The organism is Corynebacterium sp. KPL3927 (assembly GCF_040225835.1).
GTDB lineage: Bacteria > Actinomycetota > Actinomycetes > Mycobacteriales > Mycobacteriaceae > Corynebacterium.
This window is the reverse complement of sequence record NZ_JBEHGD010000009.1, coordinates 1-18957: the sequence shown is the minus strand read 5'-3', so window position 1 is coordinate 18957 and position 18957 is coordinate 1. Positions and strand designations below refer to the sequence as shown.

The 18957-nt window shown below is 57.7% G+C and carries 19 protein-coding genes and 1 pseudogene; 14 read left to right on the top strand and 6 right to left on the bottom strand.

Annotated elements, in window-relative coordinates:
* The first annotated feature begins 14 nt into the window (after positions 1–14).
* Positions 15–605 carry a 3-isopropylmalate dehydratase small subunit gene (leuD, locus tag ABRP86_RS06115; protein ID WP_349863084.1) on the top strand — a complete coding sequence of 197 codons (591 nt, stop codon included), beginning with the start codon at positions 15–17 and terminating at the stop codon, positions 603–605.
* A gap of 138 nt (positions 606–743) precedes the next feature.
* Positions 744–1532, top strand: a complete 789-nt coding sequence (locus tag ABRP86_RS06110) for a hypothetical protein (RefSeq protein ID WP_349863082.1) — start codon at positions 744–746, stop codon at positions 1530–1532.
* Between the two features lie 30 nt (positions 1533–1562).
* On the opposite strand, the gene ABRP86_RS06105 is transcribed toward ABRP86_RS06110, so the two are convergent.
* The gene (locus tag ABRP86_RS06105; RefSeq protein ID WP_349863081.1) at positions 1563–2561 is read right to left on the bottom strand and encodes an NUDIX hydrolase; all 999 of its coding nucleotides are present in this window, start codon (positions 2559–2561) and stop codon (positions 1563–1565) included.
* A 150-nt stretch (positions 2562–2711) separates the two neighbouring features.
* Between ABRP86_RS06105 and ABRP86_RS06100 the strand changes: the two genes are divergently transcribed.
* Together ABRP86_RS06100 and ABRP86_RS06095 are read left to right on the top strand one after the other, a co-directional pair.
* Positions 2712–3710 (top strand): NAD(P)H-dependent glycerol-3-phosphate dehydrogenase, encoded by a 999-nt coding sequence (locus tag ABRP86_RS06100; protein ID WP_349839052.1) that lies wholly within the window; start codon positions 2712–2714, stop codon positions 3708–3710.
* 22 nt (positions 3711–3732) lie between these two features.
* Positions 3733–4800: a D-alanine--D-alanine ligase family protein gene (locus ABRP86_RS06095; protein ID WP_349863078.1), complete on the top strand. Its 1068-nt coding sequence runs from the start codon at positions 3733–3735 to the stop codon at positions 4798–4800.
* Positions 4801–4815: 15 nt separating this feature from the next.
* Here the strand turns inward: ABRP86_RS06095 and ABRP86_RS06090 are convergent, their stop codons facing one another.
* Entirely contained in the window at positions 4816–5715 is a 900-nt protein-coding gene (locus ABRP86_RS06090; protein WP_349863076.1) for a DUF3515 domain-containing protein, read from the bottom strand.
* On the opposite strand from ABRP86_RS06090, the gene ABRP86_RS06085 reads away from it, so the two are divergent.
* The 8 genes from ABRP86_RS06085 to ABRP86_RS06050 are packed head-to-tail and all read left to right on the top strand — an operon-like array spanning position 5663 to position 12891.
* A complete protein-coding gene (locus ABRP86_RS06085; RefSeq protein WP_349863074.1) occupies positions 5663–6700 on the top strand; it encodes a thiamine-phosphate kinase in 1038 nt (345 codons plus the stop codon). The two genes, ABRP86_RS06090 and ABRP86_RS06085, sit on opposite strands and share 53 nt — an antisense overlap.
* A 2-nt stretch (positions 6701–6702) precedes the next feature.
* Positions 6703–7341 carry a uracil-DNA glycosylase gene (locus ABRP86_RS06080; RefSeq protein WP_349863072.1) on the top strand — a complete coding sequence of 213 codons (639 nt, stop codon included), beginning with the start codon at positions 6703–6705 and terminating at the stop codon, positions 7339–7341.
* A 10-nt stretch (positions 7342–7351) separates the two neighbouring features.
* Positions 7352–8704 carry a DAK2 domain-containing protein gene (locus tag ABRP86_RS06075; RefSeq protein ID WP_349863071.1) on the top strand — a complete coding sequence of 451 codons (1353 nt, stop codon included), beginning with the start codon at positions 7352–7354 and terminating at the stop codon, positions 8702–8704.
* A 2-nt stretch (positions 8705–8706) separates the two neighbouring features.
* Positions 8707–10833 carry an ATP-dependent DNA helicase RecG gene (locus tag ABRP86_RS06070; RefSeq protein ID WP_349863069.1) on the top strand — a complete coding sequence of 709 codons (2127 nt, stop codon included), beginning with the start codon at positions 8707–8709 and terminating at the stop codon, positions 10831–10833.
* Positions 10834–10852: 19 nt separating this feature from the next.
* The gene (locus tag ABRP86_RS06065; RefSeq protein WP_349863067.1) at positions 10853–11065 is read left to right on the top strand and encodes an acyl-CoA carboxylase biotin carboxyl carrier protein subunit; all 213 of its coding nucleotides are present in this window, start codon (positions 10853–10855) and stop codon (positions 11063–11065) included.
* Entirely contained in the window at positions 11066–11659 is a 594-nt protein-coding gene (gene rsmD / locus ABRP86_RS06060; protein WP_349863066.1) for a 16S rRNA (guanine(966)-N(2))-methyltransferase RsmD, read from the top strand.
* Between the two features lie 15 nt (positions 11660–11674).
* Entirely contained in the window at positions 11675–12148 is a 474-nt protein-coding gene (gene coaD / locus ABRP86_RS06055) for a pantetheine-phosphate adenylyltransferase (protein WP_005280301.1), read from the top strand.
* Positions 12145–12891, top strand: a complete 747-nt coding sequence (locus ABRP86_RS06050) for a TSUP family transporter (protein ID WP_349863064.1) — start codon at positions 12145–12147, stop codon at positions 12889–12891. The genes coaD and ABRP86_RS06050 overlap by 4 nt, the downstream gene beginning before the upstream one ends.
* 28 nt (positions 12892–12919) lie before the next feature.
* Here ABRP86_RS06050 and ABRP86_RS06045 read toward each other — a convergent pair whose 3' ends face one another.
* Genes ABRP86_RS06045 through ABRP86_RS06030 form a run of 4 tightly spaced genes read right to left on the bottom strand, consistent with a single transcriptional unit; the run spans position 12920 to position 16353 of the window.
* The gene (locus ABRP86_RS06045; protein ID WP_349863062.1) at positions 12920–13684 is read right to left on the bottom strand and encodes an amino acid ABC transporter ATP-binding protein; all 765 of its coding nucleotides are present in this window, start codon (positions 13682–13684) and stop codon (positions 12920–12922) included.
* Positions 13684–14637, bottom strand: a complete 954-nt coding sequence (locus tag ABRP86_RS06040) for an amino acid ABC transporter permease (RefSeq protein ID WP_349863177.1) — start codon at positions 14635–14637, stop codon at positions 13684–13686. The genes ABRP86_RS06045 and ABRP86_RS06040 overlap by 1 nt, the downstream gene beginning before the upstream one ends.
* The gene (locus ABRP86_RS06035; RefSeq protein WP_349863061.1) at positions 14630–15517 is read right to left on the bottom strand and encodes an ABC transporter substrate-binding protein; all 888 of its coding nucleotides are present in this window, start codon (positions 15515–15517) and stop codon (positions 14630–14632) included. The genes ABRP86_RS06040 and ABRP86_RS06035 overlap by 8 nt, the downstream gene beginning before the upstream one ends.
* Entirely contained in the window at positions 15517–16353 is an 837-nt protein-coding gene (locus ABRP86_RS06030; RefSeq protein ID WP_284771576.1) for a DUF368 domain-containing protein, read from the bottom strand. The genes ABRP86_RS06035 and ABRP86_RS06030 overlap by 1 nt, the downstream gene beginning before the upstream one ends.
* 611 nt (positions 16354–16964) lie before the next feature.
* On the opposite strand from ABRP86_RS06030, the pseudogene ABRP86_RS06025 reads away from it, so the two are divergent.
* A pseudogene (locus ABRP86_RS06025) lies at positions 16965–18158 on the top strand (IS3 family transposase).
* Between the two features lie 175 nt (positions 18159–18333).
* Entirely contained in the window at positions 18334–18930 is a 597-nt protein-coding gene (locus tag ABRP86_RS06020) for a DUF6973 domain-containing protein (RefSeq protein ID WP_349863059.1), read from the top strand.
* Positions 18931–18957 lie beyond the last annotated feature (27 nt).

Below are 18957 nucleotides of genomic sequence, written 5' to 3'. Positions count from 1 at the left end.
GAAAGGTTGAAATAATGGAGAAATTTATCACCCATACTGGCACTGGAGTCCCGCTTCGGGCATCAAACGTGGATACGGACCAAATCATTCCCGCGCGTTACCTCAAATCGGTCAAGCGTACGGGCTTTGCGGAGGGCCTGTTTTCCAACTGGCGCTCTGATTCCACCTTCGTACTTAACCAAGAGCAGTTCAAGGACGGCTCCGTTCTCTTTGCCGGGCGCGACTTTGGCACCGGTTCCTCTCGCGAGCACGCAGTATGGGCCCTGCGCGAATACGGCTTCAAAGCAGTATTCTCCTCGCGTTTTGCGGATATCTTCCGTGGTAACTCAGGAAAGTCTGGTTTGCTTACAGGGCTGATGGAACAAGAGGACATCGAGCTTATTTGGAAGCAGTTGGAGGCAGGGGAAACCCAAGTCACTGTCGATCTGGAGGCGCGCACCGTTCAGGTTGGTGAAAACACCTACTCATTCGATATTGATGACTATACGCGCTGGCGCCTGATGGAAGGCCTCGATGACATCGGCATCACTCTGCGCAATGAAGAAGCGATCACGAGCTTCGAGCACTCCCGCGCCAGCTTTAAACCCGCGGTTCACGCGGACTAATCTAGCAGGTGCGCCCCACGCTGTGGCGGGGAGCGCACACCACCGTCGCCATGATCCGGGGCAGTGGTGGGGTAACGGTCGAATAACAATACTAACTTTGCAAGCGTGCAGCTGGGTTTATCTATTATTCTCTGCGGTATGACTTCGCCTTATTCCGGATCACGCGACCATGATGGTTACAACCACCACTCCCAACAGGCCTACTCAGGTGGGCAACCGGGATATTTTCGTGAGTCGCCCGCTCCAGGCGATATTGATACCGTCAGCATTATTGGCGATAGTTTCCGCTATTTCGGCCGCAATTGGGTACCGTGGCTTGTTGCCCCGCTGGTGCAAATGGTCGTCCTTTTCGTCGCATACCTCATCATCGCCGTCATCTTTGCCGCCGGTGGCGGCTCCCTTTCCATCGAGGCGGCGACCGAGGGAACAGCCTTGGACGGTTCCCTCGGCGTGCTGGGCGTGCTGTTACTCGCCCTCGCGGTAGTAGCCCTGATAATTGTCTGTCTGTGGGCAACTGCAATCTGGTGCCAAGCCGCTAATAAGCAGGTCAATGGCCAGGATTTAACATTCGGTGATTTCTTCACGTTCAAAGGCATGGGTGGCATCATGCTGGCCTACCTCGTAACCAGCGTGGTCATCGGCATCGGCTTAGTCCTGCTGGTAATTCCCGGACTTTTCGCCCTGTTCTTCTGGTGGTGGGTCCCAGCCGTCAAGGCGGCGCGCCCCGACCTATCCTTAGGGGCCTGCTTCAAGCTTTCCGCAGAGATCGCAAAGAAGAACGTCGGTACCACCTTGCTGGTCGGTATCGCGCTCATCATTCTCCACATGGCGCTAGGCTCAACCGTGGTGGGTTTTGTCGTGCTGCCGGGACTCATGGCCTTAGCCCCCATCCTTTTCGTGCGCCGCAACCTCGGCATGCACGGCTAGGCGGGTAGGGACTCGTGCGTCCCAGGCTAACTAGCGCACAGGCAGGGGGCTGGGAAGATAATCGGCGCCAGTTAATTCACCGTTATTGAAGGACAAAACCCACACCGAGGCCTTTTTAAACTTCAATTCCTCCTGCGGCTTCTTGAGGAATTGCGGTGCTAAGTCCTCAATGATGCCAGGGATGGTTTGTCCCTGGCTGATAATGACAGGCACCCCGCCATCTTTTACAACGCGGAGGAAAGCTTTCTTGGCGGCCGCCGGGTTCTTTTCCCACACCTCATCGCCAAAGTCCTTATTAATGGCAATGTCTTTACCCAGTTCATCGGCAAGCGGTGCGGCGGTTTGCTGGCAGCGGTGCGGGCGAGCAGAATAGATCGCGGTGGGGTGGTATGCGGCCAGCATGGGCACGAGCATTTCCGCCTGGCGGCGCCCCTTCTTATCCAAAGGTCGCAGATTGTCATCGCCCTCCCACTTCTTACGGTCATGGGCGTGAGCGTGGCGAACGTACAATACGCGCGTCGTGGGGGCGAGCTGCAGCCGCTTTTGTGCCTTTGCAACGACGTCGGTGTCAACGTCATAAGACAAAAGCTGTTGCGCTTGGCCTATGGGCACCCAACGCAGCTCATCAGTCTCATCGTTGGGCGTATAGGTGCCGTTGAGGTAGAACGCCGCCCAGTAATAGACCACCTTGGTGCGACCCTGTACGGGGTAGGTAACCTTGCCAATCAACTTGCCAAGGCGCACGTGAAAGCCGGTTTCTTCCTCGATTTCCCGCGCCGCGGTAGTAGGTAGCGATTCGCCTGGGTCCACCTTTCCCTTGGGCAGGGACCAATCGTCATAATGCGGGCGATGGATGAGTGCGATTTCTGGGTTCGCAGGCTCGCCGCGCCAGACGACGGCGCCAGCGGCAAGGGTAGTGCGGGGAAATTCCTTAGCGGGCTCCACCGGAATTTCTTGGTGCCGGCCGGAAATGAATTTTTCGGACTTTTTATCTTTATCGGTCTCGTGCATCTTCTTCGCGCTCGGCATAGCTCTTTGTGCCTTCCTTCGGTAAGTAAAAAATTGGCGTTAACCTCATGATCATTGTTCCACGGGGGAGATCCCTGCCGCATCCTTGCCACGCCCAGAATGATAAATGCCTTAAGGTGGAAATAATAGGAAAAACGTTTGGAGGAAGCCATGGTAAATGTAGCGGTGATGGGTGCCGGTTCCTGGGGCACCACCCTAGCCAAGGTATTCGCGGACGCAGGAAATGATGTCACCCTGTGGGCGCGACGGACCGAATTGGCGGACGCGATCAATAAAACGCACACCAACCCGGATTATTTGCCGGATATTCACCTTCCCGCAGCGCTGCGCGCTACACACGATGAGGCAGAGGCGCTCTCCGGCGCGGATATCGTGGTATTCGGTGTGCCGTCGCAGTCCCTGCGCGCCAACGTGGAGCGCTGGGCGCCCGCACTACCTGAAGATTCCACCCTGGTCTCCATTTCCAAGGGCGTAGAGACCAGCACGCTCAAGCGCATGAGCGAAGTCATCGTGGATGCGGCAGGCGTGGATCCACAGCGCGTGGCGGTACTTTCTGGGCCCAACTTGGCTAAGGAAGTGGCGCAGGGGCAGGTTGCGGCCACGGTCATCGCGTGCACCGACGAAGAGCGTGCCAAGGCAGTGCAGGCGGCTATCGCAGCGCCCTACTTGCGGCCCTATACAAATACCGATGTCATCGGCGCTGAAATCGGTGGTGCTTGCAAAAACGTCATCGCCTTAGCCTGCGGCATGGCCTCAGGCAAGGGGCTGGGCAATAACACCATGGCTACGATGATTACCCGCGGCTTGGCGGAAATTACGCGCCTTGGCACGGCGTTGGGCGCGGAGCCTTTCACCTTTTCCGGCTTGGCAGGTTTGGGCGATTTGGTTGCTACGTGTAACTCAACGCTTTCGCGCAACAGGACCTTCGGTTACCGCCTTGGTCAAGGCGGCAGCCTAGAAGAAGCGAAAGCGGCTACCAATGGCCAGGTGGCAGAAGGTGTGTTTTCTTCGGATTCCATCTTCCGCTTAGCCCAGCAGGCTGGTGTAGAGATGCCCATTACGGAAGCCGTCTACGGAGTGTGCCATCAGGGCATGGCGGTAGACGATATGATCATCGCCCTTATGGGTCGCTCCAAGAAGTCGGAGTAGCAAAAAGGTAAAATCATCGCCCATGACTGAAAAGACCCGCGTGGCCGTCCTTTACGGTGGCCGCAGTACCGAGCACTCCGTGTCCTGCGTATCCGCAGGCGCAATCATGAAGCACCTCGATCCGGAAAATTTCGAGGTGGTGCCTATTGGCATTACGCGCGAGGGTGCGTGGACACCCGGTGATACCGAGGGGCTAGAAATCGTCGATGGCGTCATGCCGGAGGTCAAGTACGGCACGGAACTGGCTTTGGCTGCCGATCCTTCGCGCAAGGGCGAAATCCGCGCGATTAATAATGGATCGTTGTATGCCCAGGTCGACGTTATTTTTCCCATTCTCCACGGTCCCTATGGTGAAGACGGCACAATGCAGGGGCTTTTTGAGCTCTCCGGTATCCCATATGTGGGCCCTGGCGTATTGGCGTCCTCGGTAGGAATGGACAAGGAATTTACCAAGAAGATTCTTTCCGCAGCGGGCCTGCCGGTGGCACCAGAGGTCATTGTCCAAGGGCGCAAGGAATTAACCGCGGAGGAAAAGGAGCGGCTTGGCCTTCCGGTCTTTGTTAAGCCTGCCCGCGGGGGCTCTTCGATTGGGGTATCCAAGGTGAGCGACTGGGCGGATTTCCCAGCAGCCGTGCGCATTGCCTTGGAAGACGATGACAAGATTCTGGTCGAGCCAGAAATCGTCGGCCGTGAGGTAGAGGTCGGCGTGCTGCAATACCCGGATGGCAAGCTTATTGCCTCGGTGCCGGCCCTGCTCAAGGGCATTGATGACTCCGATGAGGGCTTCTACGGCTTTGAGACCAAATACCTAGATAACGTGGTCACGGCCCAGATTCCCGCGCGTTTCTCGGAAGAGCTCACGGCGCAATTGCGCGATATGGCGATTCGGGCCTTTAAGGCGCTCAACTGCGCCGGCCTTTCCCGGGTGGATTTCTTTGTCACCGAAGAAGGCCTGTACATCAACGAGGTCAATACCCTGCCGGGATTTACCCCGATTTCCATGTACCCGCAGGTGCTGGCGGCCTCTGGCGTGGATTATCCCACGCTGCTTGAGGTGCTCATCGCCAGCGCCCAAGCCCGCACTGCGTAGGTCCGCGGGCCGGCTTTACCTTTCTGGAATGTGCTTCGCGGTGATATCGCTTAGGGCCACCAATGCTGCCTGCGCGGAATCCTGCGGGGCATGTAACGCCAGGTAATTCTCGCGGCCTAGCGCAAACCAGGTTCCAGCAGTAGTGCCTTGCGCCAAGGTCGTGTCCTCAAACCAGGCGATGTCGTTAACCTGTTGGAGCTGCACGCCCGCCTCGTAATTTTCCGGCTGGGCGACGCCACAGCGCGCGACGATGTCCTCGTGCCCCTCAGAGCTCCATACGTAGGTGTCCTTATCGTCTACATCGCGGCGGTGGTAGCCATCCGCAATCTCATCCGGTAGCGCCTTTTCTACCGCAGCGCAGCGGTCATTTTTTGCCGGTTTCAGATCGCGCAATGGGGCTGGGTGGGTCTCCGCTGGCTTATTCTCCAGGGTAGAAACGGCCTCGTTGAGGTCCTTCGGCTCTTCGTCATTAAAGGTGGTTACCGCCACGACGGGAAAGCGTTGGGTCGAATACCAGGTAGAAAGGTTGGAGCCAGAGGTTGCGTCCTTGACCTTGAACCACTGCTCACCATCGATATCTTGCGTGGTGGAGTAATCGGTGTACTGGAAGGGCATGGCAACACCACAGCGCGCCGTTACCTTTTCCTGGGAATTGGCGGCCCAGGCGGCAACGCCGGCGGGAACGGGTTCCGCAACATCGGCGCGCGGTTGACCCATGGCTTCATCGGGAAGCGCATGCACAAAGTCCGTGCACGCCTGCGAGTTGGCCTCCGGGGAATCCACCGGGGAGACCGCCACGGGGGCCTTGGCCGTGTTTGTGAATACGTATTTCGCGCCGAAAAGGACCGCTAGAACCATCACTATGGACAACCCAAGTGAAATGAAGATCGCGGTGCGGTTAAATTGGGATGTCATAGGGGCTCATTTTATCGAAAGGATGCCGGTGAACTTAAGTCAGACTCTCGCGGACGTGGGGGAGCAGGCGGTGATTCGAGAAATTACCGCGGCCGCTCCCAGTAGCTTGAATGGTGATGATGCTGCTGTGCTTTTCGCGGCACCACCTAATTCACGCACGGTGGCCTCTACCGACCTGATGGTAGATGGCCGGCACTTCCTCCGGGAATGGTCCACTCCGCGCGAAATTGGCAAAAAGGCCATCCTGCGTAACTTTGCCGATATCGAAGCCATGGGTGCGCGCCCAGTGGCGGCCCTTTTAGCCATCGCTGCACCGAGCGACACGCCGGTGAGTTTTGTCAGGGACGTGGCCAAGGGCATCGCCGAGCATTGCTCTTTCTACAACGCCGAGCTGGTGGGCGGGGATATTACGAAATCAGACCTGCTGGTCATCAACATCACCGCCATAGGCTTTTTGGGCGGCAGCCGGGCAGCGTTGACCCTTGATGCGGCGCGCGCGGGCCAGAAAGTCGTAGCCCACGGCGAGATTGGCCACGCCGCGGCGGGGCTGTCCCTGCTGCAGCGCTTTGGCCGCGATCTGCCGGCAGAGCATGCGGATTTGTACCCGCTCATTGATGCCCAATGCGCCCCCTGGCTCAGCCCCGGCCGCGGCGTTATCGCCCGCGCCGCCGAGGTTACGGCCATGACCGATAATTCCGATGGCCTCATCCAAGACTGCGGAACCATGGCGGAGCGCTCTGGTGTGCACATTGATTTGGATGCCGATGCCATCCAGCCCGATCCGCTCCTGCACGCCGCGGCCGCCGTCCTCGATTGCGATCCGTGGCAGTGGGTCCTTGCCGGCGGCGAGGACCATACGCTGATCGGAACCACCGCAAAGCAGGCGCCTTCAGGTTTCCGGGAAATCGGCACCGTCTCGCGCGGAAGCGGCGTTACAGTAGATGGCACACGTCCCCGTTATGCAGAAGGGTGGGCAGGATTTTAAATATGCACCCGACCTATCATCCCTCGTGGGAACCGGTTCTCGCACCGGTGCTGGAGCGCCAGTGGCCACGGATTTCTCAGGCGCTGGAAGGCCAGGATTACCTGCCCCCGGCAGAAGATGTATGCAGGGCATTGCAGATGCCGCTTGACGATGTCCGCGTGCTCATCGTTGGCCAAGACCCCTATCCCACCCCGGGCCACGCCATGGGGATGGCCTTTTCCACCAAACCTGGGGTCAAGCCCCCACGCTCCTTGGTTAATATTTATCGCGAGCTTAATGACGATGTGGGCGTTCGCGGGCGCGAAGACGGTGATCTGAGCGCCTGGGCCGACCAGGGGGTATTGCTCCTCAACAGGGTGCTGACCGTGGCGCCGGGGCAGGCGGGATCGCACCGGCGCATTGGTTGGGAAGAAGTGACCGAGGCCGCTATCCGCGCCCTCAACCGCACGCCGATGGTCGCCCTTTTATGGGGCCGCGATGCCCAAACCTGCGAGCGCTTCCTCCCCGATGTGCCCTGCATTACCTCCCCGCACCCGTCGCCGCTTTCCGCCAGCCGCGGGTTCTTTGGCTCCCGCCCATTTTCCCGGGCAAACGCCCATTTGCGCGACCAAGGCGCGCGAGAGATAGCGTGGGACTTGTAAACTATTGTGCATGTCATACCCCAGCACGCTGGACGCTCGCGGATTGCGCAATTGGGCGCACCGCGCTGTAGGCGAGCTTTCCCATCGGCGCGCCGAGATTAACGCGCTCAATGTTTTTCCGGTTCCGGATTCAGATACTGGCTCAAATATGGCGCACACCATGGAAGCCGCCGTCGCCGAGGTGGAAAAGGGCGACGGCGACGTTGCGGCGGCGCTAGCCATGGGGGCCGTGCGCGGGGCGCGGGGAAATTCCGGGATGGTGCTCTCGCAGGTCCTGCGCGGGGTCGCGGAGGCCACCGTGGATTCCACCATCGATGGCGCCATTTTTGCAGCTTCGCTTATGCACGCGGTTGAGCTCGTGGACCTCGCGATTGCGGAACCGGTGGAAGGAACGGTCATTACCGTATTGCGGTGTGCCGCAGAAAGGGCGGAGAGCACCGCTCGGCAACCCGATTATAGTTTTCACGGCGTCGTATCAGAGACGATTTCTTCTGCCCGCACAGCTCTCGCGGAAACGCCCTCGCAGCTGCCAGAACTGCGCGCGGCCGGGGTGGTGGATGCGGGCGGTGCCGGCTTGGTCATCCTCTTAGAAGCCCTCCTTGCAGAAATTGAGGGCACGACGAGCCACGCACCCGAATCCATGCAGGAAACCGTCACTGAACTTGAGGTTGTGTTCTTTTTCGAAGGCAATAGCGCGGCACTGAAAGAGAAGATTGCCCCCTTGGGCACGAGCTTGGTCATCGCGCAGGCAGGCGACGATAGCGCCTCGATCCACATCCATTCCACCCAGGCCGGCAAGGTCATCGAAACCGCCTTTGCTGAAGGATCGGTCAGCAACTTGCGCCTCGAGGCACTTCCGGAAACCTCGGCCCCACGCGGAGACACTGAAGCCGGTCAGACGCGCACAGTCTATGCCGCGGTGCCCGCCGGCCCTATGGCCGAGTTAGTACAGTCCGCTGGGGTTACGGTGGTCGAACCAGGAGAAACCTTCCACGCGGCGGGCGAGGACATCGTTTTATCCAGCGGGCTAGAAGAGTACGCAACTGCAGAGCATACCGTGGACATTTCTTCGCTCGCGGCGGGGCTGGCCGCCATCTCCGTCTATGAGCCGGATAATGCGGATACCGCCGCGGTCGTAGAATCCATGTGCGATGCGGCGCAATCGATGCGGGTGGCACACCCAGCAGAAGAGACCGAGGCCGCCATCGCGCAGATGTGCCGCCAGCTGCTTGCCGCAGGCGGGGAACAGGTCACGGTCATTAGTCCGCTTAATATCTCGCAAGAAGCTTTGGCAGCAGAGCTCGGCGTCGACGTGGTGGCCTTGCAGGTACCGGATATTCCCACTGAGATTGGGGTGGAATAGCGATGCTTGGCTGGCAGGATGACCGCCCATTGACCGATGTGCTGGATAAAAAAGACGCCACGAAGATCAACAAAGCGCTAGGTTATAAGACCTGCGGGGAACTCTTAGCGCACTACCCGCGCGACTACATTCGCCACAATCAAGACGTGGGGCTTGGCGATGCCGCCGAGGGCGATATCGTCACCGTTACCGGAACCGTAACGGGAATAACGACTCGCGATACGGGCAAGACGACCATCATTAACGTCCAACTCGATGGCCATATCATCGCCACGTTTTTTAATGCCATGTATGTCTTGCGCATGCTCCATCGCGGGCAGCGGGTGATGATGAGTGGAAAATTGAAATATTTCCGCCAGCAGCCCCAGCTACAACAACCGGATTTCGTAGAAATCGATGCCTTCGGGCGCCCAGACGGAGAACTTGCCGCCTACCAGGCGCCTGCGGCGGGAAAGAAGAAGCCCCAAAAGGCAACTGGGTCCCTGCGCAACCTGTCCCAATTCGGCCGACTCGATAAATTATTGCTCGAGCGGGAATGGATCCCAGTTTATCCCGCCACGGCAAAGATCACCTCGTGGTACCTCATGGGGGCCATCCACTACGTGCTCGCGCATACCCCAACCATCCGGGAACCTTTAGACCAGCAGATGATTATCAGCCTGGACCAAGCGGTGCGCGAAATCCATGAGCCCGGCGCGGCTGGCCCGCAGCGCGCGATCCAGCGCCTCAAATACAACGAGGCGCTCTCCATTGGCCTGGTCATGGCGCTGCGCCAGCGCGATGCGCACGCGCACACGGCCCCGACGATGCCCGCCATTTTGGGCGGCTTCCGCGAAGAGTTATTGACCCACCTACCCTTTGAGCTCACACGGGGCCAGCGACGGGTCATCACTGAGATCGATGATGACCTGTCTGGTTCCTTACCCATGATGCGCTTGTTGCAGGGCGAGGTGGGCTCGGGGAAAACGATGGTCGCCACCTGCGCCATGCTGCAGGCCGTCGATGCTGGGAGCCAGGCGGCGCTGCTTGCTCCCACCGAGGTTTTGGCTTCCCAGCACGCGGCCTCTATTGGTACGTCGGTGCCAGAAGGTGTCAAGGTTGTGCTCTTAACCGGCTCCATGCGGACCGCCGAGAAGCGCCAAGCCCTCCTGGATATCGTCTCGGGTGAGGCGAATATCGTCATCGGCACGCATGCCATCATTCAAGAATCGGTCGAGTTCTTCGATTTGGGGTTGGTGATCGTGGATGAGCAGCACCGCTTTGGCGTAGAGCAACGCGATAGCCTGCGCTCTAAGACGCGCGAGGGGATAAGCCCCCACGTTTTGGTCATGACGGCAACCCCCATCCCGCGCACCATCGCCATGACGATTTTCGGTGATCTCGCGGTATCGACGCTCGCTGAGCTGCCCGGCGGGAGAAAGCCGATTCAATCCGCAGTGGTGGCGGAGTGGCGGCCCATATGGGTGGCGCGGGCGCTCGAGCGCATCCGCGAGGAAGTGGCGCATGGCCACCAGGCCTATATCGTCTGCCCGCGCATCGAAGGCGAGGGCGGCGTGCTTGAACTGGCGGAACAGCTTGCTGCTGGCCCGTTTAAGGGGCTGAGGGTAGATATCTTGCACGGCAAGATGCCGAATAAGGATGAGGTCATGACCTCATTTGCCCGGGGCGAGATCGATATCTTGGTATCCACCACGGTCATCGAGGTGGGCGTCGATGTTCCCAACGCCACGGTCATGCTCATCCGCGAGGCGGAGAATTTCGGCGTCTCCCAGCTACACCAATTGCGCGGGCGCGTAGGCCGCGGTGGCAACGCGTCCATTTGCCTGATGCATACGAAAGCGGAGGATAACTCGGCCTCGTATCGGCGCATTACCCAGATTGCCCAGACCTCGTCTGGGTTTGACCTTGCGGAATTAGACCTTCGGCAACGCCACGAGGGCGATATCCTGGGTGCGGTGCAATCTGGTACGCACCGGACGCTGCGGTTGCTCAACCTTGCCGATGACCAAGATATCGTTGAGCGCACTCACGCGGATGCGTATGCCATGGTCCAGCGCAATCCCCAGTTGGCCGAAGAGTTGACGCGGAATTTGAGTCAAAGCGAGCAGGAATACTTGGAGAAAAATTAAGAGGGGATAGGCTATAGGTATGAAAATCTACGCCCCCTTCGCGGGCATCGTTCGCTGCCATGTCGATGTAGGCGAGAAGATCAGCACTGGTCAAGAGCTAGCTACCGTTGAGGCGACGAAGCTGGAATCGCCCGTCGTGTCCCCAGGCCCGGGGACGATTACTCGCATAGCGGTGGCAGATTTTAGCGATGTTATTGGCGGAGACTTAATTATGGAGATTGGAGAAACGTAAATGACGCGGATTATTGCAGGCGAAGCGCGGGGGCGGACTATTAAAGTTCCGGCAGAGGGAACGCGCCCGACCGCCGATCGCGCGAGGGAAGGCCTGTTTTCCTCGTTGAATGCCCGCTGGGGGTTCCCGGGTTCCAAGGTGCTTGACCTATTCGCTGGATCCGGCGCCTTGGGGTTGGAAGCATTAAGCCGTGGGGCAGACGAGGCAGTGCTGGTGGAATCCAACCCTGCGGCGGTATCCATCATCAAGCACAACATAGGCGTGGTGAAACATCCTGGTGCCCGCGTGGAGGAGAGGAAGGTATCTACGTACCTGGCCAGCGCCCCGCGCGGCTACTTCGATCTGGTTTTAGCGGATCCGCCCTATGCGTTTGACGATGTCGCAGGGCTTATCGCCGCAATAGAGCCAGTGCTTACAGATAGCGCGATGGTGGTCATTGAACGCCACGTCGAGTCGCCCGAGACCGAATGGCCCGAAGGGTTTGAACCGACGGGGCAGAAATTAAAGAAGCGTACCTTCGGCATCGCGCGCATGGATATGGCAGTCTATACCCGTCCCGGTACCGACGATGCCGATGACACCTTAGATAACTAGAGAAAGCGATATTTTATGACCACAGCCGTGTGTCCTGGGTCTTTTGACCCCATCACTCTTGGCCACGTGAATATTTTTGAACGCGCCAGCCAGATGTTTGATGAGGTTACGGTGCTTGTTACTGGCAACCCAGAAAAGCCTTCCGGATTATTTAGCGTGCACGAGCGCATGGACCTTATCCGCCAGAGCGTGGATTCGCGCATTAACGTGGATTATTGGTCCGGCTTGCTCGTGGACTATACCTCGCAGCACGGCGTTGACGTTTTGGTCAAGGGACTGCGTTCTTCCCTGGACTATGAATACGAACTGCCGATGGCGCAGATGAACCGGCGCTTGTCTGGCATCGATACGGTCTTTTTGCTTACCGATGAAAAGTACGGCTACATCAGCTCTTCGCTGTGCAAACAGGTCGCGCAATTTGGCGGCGAGGTCACCGGCATGCTTCCTGATCCGGTAGTACAAGCGGTCAAGGAAAAATACCGCCGATGATATTGGCGCTGATTATTTTTGCCGTCGTTGTCGCGGGATCCACCCTGCAACGCGTCTCCGGCATGGGGCTTGGCCTTATTGGCGGCCCCATTCTCATGCTGGTCATGGGCCCGGTAGAAGGCATCCTCGTGATCAATGTCTTGGCGGCGGTCAATGCGCTGCTCACCACGGTTACTGTCCGCCGCAATGTGAGCTGGAGAATGTTTGGACTCATCGCGCCAGTGATGATTATCGGTTCTCTCGCAGCGGCAGCGTTGATTAGCAAGATCGATACCGCAGGACTATTGATAGTGGTGGGTGCAGCGCTTCTTATCGCCTTGGCAGTAGTGACCTATGGCGGTAGATTCATCCCGCCGATGGAAGGCAAGGGACCCGCCATCTCCGCGGGCATTCTTGGCGGATTTACCAATACTCTGGCGGGAGTGGCCGGCCCGGTCATTACCGTCTACGCTCAGGCAGCCAAATGGCCGCAAGCCATGTACACGGCGACCCTGCAACCGATTTTTGTGGTGGGCGGAATCTTTTCCGTTATCACCAAGACCGCGCTCGGTGCCGCGACATTTGATGGCTTGCCCTGGATCATTTGGCCCGCAGGCGTTGCAGGCATGTTCATCGGCATCTGGCTGGGATCGCGCATCGCGCACGTGGTGTCCAGGGATATCGCGCGCGCACTGTCGCTATCGGTCGCTAGCCTCGGCGCTCTCAGCGCACTGATTCGCGGTATCGTCACCTACGGTGCCTAGGGCGCGGCTGGCACCGCACGAGGTTTACCTAAAGAAGCGAGGACAAGAACTCTTTGGTGCGCGGCTGCTGTGGATTGTCGAGCACTTCAGCCGGGGTACCGGATTCAAGGACTACTCCGCCGTCCATGAAGAAGATTCTATCGGCGACCTCGCGCGCAAAGCCCATCTCGTGGGTGACCACGAGCATGGTCATACCCTGGGCGGCGAGATCCTTCATGACGCGGAGAACCTCGCCGACGAGCTCGGGATCGAGGGCGGAGGTGGGTTCATCGAAAAGCATGAGCTTGGGCTCCATCGCCACGGCGCGGGCGATGGCAACGCGCTGCTGCTGGCCCCCGGACAGCTGAACCGGGAAGTTATCGGCCTTGGAAGCAAGTCCCACCTCGTCCAACAGCTCCATGGCACGCTTCCGCGCCTTATCCTCCGGCACCTTCTTGACCTGTATTGGTGCTTCAATGATGTTTTCAATCACCGTGCGGTGGGGGAAGAGGTTGAAAGATTGGAAAACCATGCCGATATCGGAGCGCTGCTGCGCAGCTTGCTTCTCGCTAATTTCGTACAGAATTCCGTTCTTTTCGCGGTAGCCAATGAGTTCACCATCGACATAAAGGCGGCCTGCCGTGGCCTTATCCAGGTGGTTAACGCAGCGCAGGAATGTTGACTTACCGGAACCAGATGGGCCCAATAGGCAGGCAACCTCGCCGGGCTGGACCTCTAAGTCGATGCCCTTGAGCACCTCGAATTGACCGAAGGATTTGTGCACATTTTGCGCGGAGATCATGGGAATAGTCATTAGTTTTTACCCTCCTGGATTACGGAGACGTTGCGGGGGATAGTACCTTCGGCATCGGCAAGCGAGGCAAGTTGGCGCCCGGTGAGCTCGCGGGTGGCGCCGCGCTCAAAGTGGCGCTCGAGGAAGTACTGGCCCACCATGAGCAGGGAAGTAATGACCAAGTACCACGAGGCAGCGACCATCAAGAGCGGAATGGGCTGGAAGAGGGCTGCGGAAATGTCCGTAGCGCGGCCGAAGATCTCGTGGGTATAGGGGATGGCAACCACCAGTGACGAGGTCTTGAGCAAGGAAATGAACTCATTGCCTGTCGGCGGGATGATAATGCGCATCGCCTGCGGCAACACGGTGCGCCGCATGGTCATCCACCAAGACATGCCGAGGGCCTTGGATGCTTCTTTTTGGCCTTCTGGCACCGAGGAAATGCCCGATCGCACGATTTCTGCCATATAGGCGGCCTCATTGAGGCCCAAGCCCATGACAGCCAAGAAGAAGGCATTGGTCAACACGCTTTGCAGGGAGATCTCTGTAAAGCCCAAGTTGATGGACTGGTAAATCGCAGAAAGCAAGCCCCAGAAGACCAGCTGGACATAAATCGGGGTGCCGCGAAAGATCCACAGAAAGATCCAGGAAATGGCGCGCAGGATAGGGTTGGGCGACATGCGCATCACTGCGAGGATGGCGCCGCCTACCACACCAATGATCATGGACAAGATGGTGATCGCAATCGTGTGCAGGGAGGCGATAGCGATGCGCTGATCAAAGAGATACTGGAAGTACGTATCCCACCCAAAGGCCTCATTGCGCGCGGAGGCAATGACAAACCACAGGCCAAGAATAAGTAGCACGGCTGCGCAGAGCCACCGCCAGGGGTGGCGCAGTGGCCGGGCTTCGATCTTGGCTGGTGCCTCCTGCTGCGCCGTGGGGCCGGCTGCCTCTTTGTGCTCGTTAACCATTGATGGGCCTTTCATTAATCATCGCCTGGTCTACTAATCCATCTTCAATTCCCCAGCGGGCCAAGATCTCCGCGTACTCACCGGTATCGATGAGGTGCTGGAGGGCAGCGGCTGAGGCTTTGGCCAAGTCCGAGTCCTTTGGAACCGCGAACCCGTAAGGGGAGGCCTGGAACATATCGCCCACAGCTCGCATCTTTCCCTCGGAACGATTGACCGCCCAAGCCGTTACCGGCGAGTCTGCGGATAGGGCATCGGCGCGGCCCATAAGGACGGCGAGCGCGGCATTATCCCCGGTGTCATAGGACAAGACGGTGAGATCGCCATCGCAGGCTTCTTGCTTGGGGCGCACATCGTCGGTCTCGGACACGGTGGTGCGCTGCACGGCGACGGTCAGACCGCAAGGGTTTTGGGGATCGACCCTATTGGGGCCATCGACAAGCTCTGCCCACTGGATGCCCGCATAGAGGTGGTCCACGAAGTCGAATTCATCGCGGCGATCGGCCGTATCCGTAAACCCGGAGGCGCCCATGTCTATCTGGCCGGACTGTACCGCCGGCAAGATCATGGAGAAGTCTTGCTCCAGGGCCTGGAATTTCAGGCCCAACACGCCTGCGACGGCGCGGGCAAGGTCGAGCTCTACGCCCTGCAGATCGCCGTGGGAGTCCTTGAGCTGAAACGGGGCATAGGGCGGGTTCGTCCCTGCCGTGAGCACGCCGTCATCGTCGTGGTACATCGCGGCGATCTCTGGGACCTCGGTGGTTTTTGGTTCCTCCCAACCCTGCGGAGTGGAATCCTCCTCGTTGACCACGCACGCGCTCAAGGGGAGTGCGCACGCCACCACGGCGGCCGTTAGTGGTCGATGATTAATCGCCCAGGGCATTAATATTCCGCCGTCCTTTCCTCGATGGCTTGCGCGTTCCTGCGGTCGACGTAGATGAAGATGGACACGATGATGGCACCGAGGATGAAGTATCCGATGATGGCGCCCGAAGAGGCGTCCTGGTCTGCACCCCACGGCCAAAGGGCGCGCAGGGATCCCAGCATGAAGCCCGCCATGGCGGCCAGGGTGGGAGCGCGGTGGGTGCTGAGCAAATAGTTGAGCAATTTGATAAATGCGGCAAGGCCGCACAGGGCACCGAGTGCAAAGACGCCCATGGTGCCCAACTCGCGGTCCGATACCGCGCCGATGATCGGCTGGTATAGCCCCATGGTCAGCAAGATAAGCGAGCCGGAAATACCCGGCAGGATGAGCGCACATACAGCAATCGCCGCGGCAAAGAAGACCACGATGAGGCTCGGGTCATCTTGCGGCTCGGAGGTAAAGCCCGTGACGATGAAAATCACGATGGTAGCTACGATAAACGCGATGATGGAGGAGGGGGCGGTGCGCTCTGCCTTGGACAACATGGAAAGCGGAACGATGATGGAGACGACCACCATGCCTAAAAAGAGGGCGCTGGAGGTAGAGACGTTGTTGTCGACGAAGTTGGACAGGAGGGTGGAAAAGCCGAAGACGGCGATGAACATGCCGACGGCGACGGAGGCTAGAAAAGACCACTCGACCTTTTTAAAGTTGCCGGAGATGAGGTCGTTTGCATTGCGGACGGCGCGCTCATAAATCCCCACGATGAGGGCGACGGTTCCGCCGGAGATGCCGGGAACCAGTTCGGCCATACCGATGAGGGCGCCACGAATGGCATTCAAAATATACTGCATAAATTAAAAATCTACCTGGGTATAAGACATGACTGCGGTTGACGAGCCACTCGGGGTGCCAAAAAGCTCGTTGCTCAAGACCGAACGGCGTGATGGAACACCGCCCGTGGTGGCTTAATCCTGCATATCTTTCATTACTTTAACGGTTATCTACCTTATATGAGATGGGCTGCTGCTTAAAGTCTCGAGGTAAGAAGGTATTATTTTGCAGCGATCTTGCTTCTCGGGCGTTGTGTAAATATGCAATTCGCGGAAGGATATACGTAGAATCGAAGCAGGAAGATAAACAAGGTGGCATGACGAAACCCGCTTCCTCCGTGGATATTTATCCGGAAGGAAGCGGGGTTAAAATGTGCCCCTGGTGAGACTCGAACTCACACCAACTAACGTAATGTAAGGGTCTGACCAGGGAGTAATTTATGTTGCCACGTTTTGCGACAACGATTTGACAACGCCAATACCCAAAAATCTCACAAAACCAATACTGATAAAAACATCCAAAGTTAGAAAGGAACCCCATTGCGGCAAAAAGTAGCAAAGGACCTGACCCCTGTTTGGTAGACACCTGATATCCAGCCCGGTTGGGTTGGGAAGAAAGGTAATCTACCACCATGCCTAGGTACTCCGAACAGTTCAAACGTGATGCTGTGGCCCTCTACGAAAATAATGAGGACCTCTCACTTCACGTGGCTTCAGCAGAGCTTGGAGTCAATCGTTCCTCACTTTATTCCTGGATCAAGCAGTACGGCACCGGCAAACGCGCCCGCACGAAGACCCTGCGTGACAAGGCCCAGGCGACGACTGATTCCGAACGGATCCGCCAGCTAGAAAAAGAAGTCTCTAAGCTGCGCGAAGAACGCGATATCCTGCGCAAGGCCGCGAAATATTTTGCCGAAGAGACACGCTGGTAATCCGCTTCCAGTTTGTCTATGACCACCGAACCGAGTACTCGGCTCACACGGATGTGCCACGTGTTAAAGCTCAATCGATCCTCATTCTACAAATGGCTCAACACCCGCGAAAATCGCAGGTTAAAGACGTGTTCCGATGCTCTTATTGGTGCAAGAATTAAGACCATTTTTGATGATGAGCACGGGCTTTATGGTGCTAAACGCATCGCTGCAAGCCTCAACGACGATACGGGCTTTCCTCCGATCAATCACAAGAAGGTCGCACGCATCATGAAATCCATGGGGCTGAAAGGCTTTACTAAGCGGCGTCGGTGTATCACCACCAGGCGCAAGCCTGGCCACCGCGTCATGCCAGATTTAGTAGGCCGTAAATTCAGCGCTGACAGGCCGAACCACGTGTACGTAGGCGACATCACCTACCTGCCGTGTAAGGGCGGCAAGAATATGTACCTAGCTACGGTCATCGACGTCTACTCGCGCAAACTCGTTGGCCATGCACTGGCCGATCACATGCGGGTATCGCTGGTTATCGAAGCTTTGTCCCATGCCAGGAAAGTCCGCGGAAGCCTTACTGGGGCAATTTTCCATTCTGATCACGGCAGTGTGTATACCTCACAGGTATTTAGGGACCACTGCGCCCATCTTGGTGTGCGCCAGTCCATGGGAGCAGTGGGTACAAGTGCCGATAATGCCCTGGCAGAATCCTTTAATGCCGCCTTAAAGCGTGAAGTCCTGCGTGACCGGAAAGTCTTTGACAATCCCATTGTCTGCCGCCAAGAAGTCTTCCGGTGGTGCATACGCTACAACACGCGCAGACGACACTCCTGGTGTAACCTTCAAGCCCCCGATGACTTCGAAGCACTTAATTCAGCTACATTGAGCCAAGTAGCATAGCGACCCTCCGACGTGTCTACTTTCCGGGGGCAGGCCCCGTAGTTCGGGATGGTGGAAGGTGAACAGATATATAAGATCACATAAAGGTACCGTAACAATAATGATTATCGGTTATATTGGAGCTTTGGGTGTGGTGCACTAGCCGAGTCCATCAAGATTCGAGAAAGGCCTAAATATGAAGGCTATGAAGGCTTTGGGTGTAGTAGCACTACTATCGATTGGCGTCACGGCGAATGCTTTGGCAGCATCGCCAGCACATGCCACACCAGCAGAAACTGACTCTTACGAGCGCATCGCTCAGACGACGATTGAACTGCGTGAGAAAGAGCACATTGATCCGAAGGCTGAGACTCCAGACCATATCGTACAGCAAGTTTTAAATGAATCCGGCTCTGCAGGGGATAAAACAGGCCTTCGAGACTCCGGCGACAATTATGGAACCAACATCGGTAGGCATGAAGCGGCAGCCTGCGCGACCAATCCTTATGATTGTAAGCGCGCGAAATCAGCAATCAAGGACGCGGAACGTATTTCCTCGCAAACGTTTCCAAACAAAGTAACGAACGATAACATTCAGGACGCTGATAGGCATTGTGTATGGCAGGCGCTGACAACGATCCGGGCTAACGCAGATTTTGCACGAAAAATTGGCGATGCCCACGAAACAGACCATCCTGGTTCTCCTGAAGCTGGGCACATGGATCAAACAAACAATGCCATTGTGGGGTTGCCCGCAAATCGTGGACACGTAGTGGAGCTACCTAGTGGTTAGGCAGCGATTTCTTTTCTGCTGGTGGTT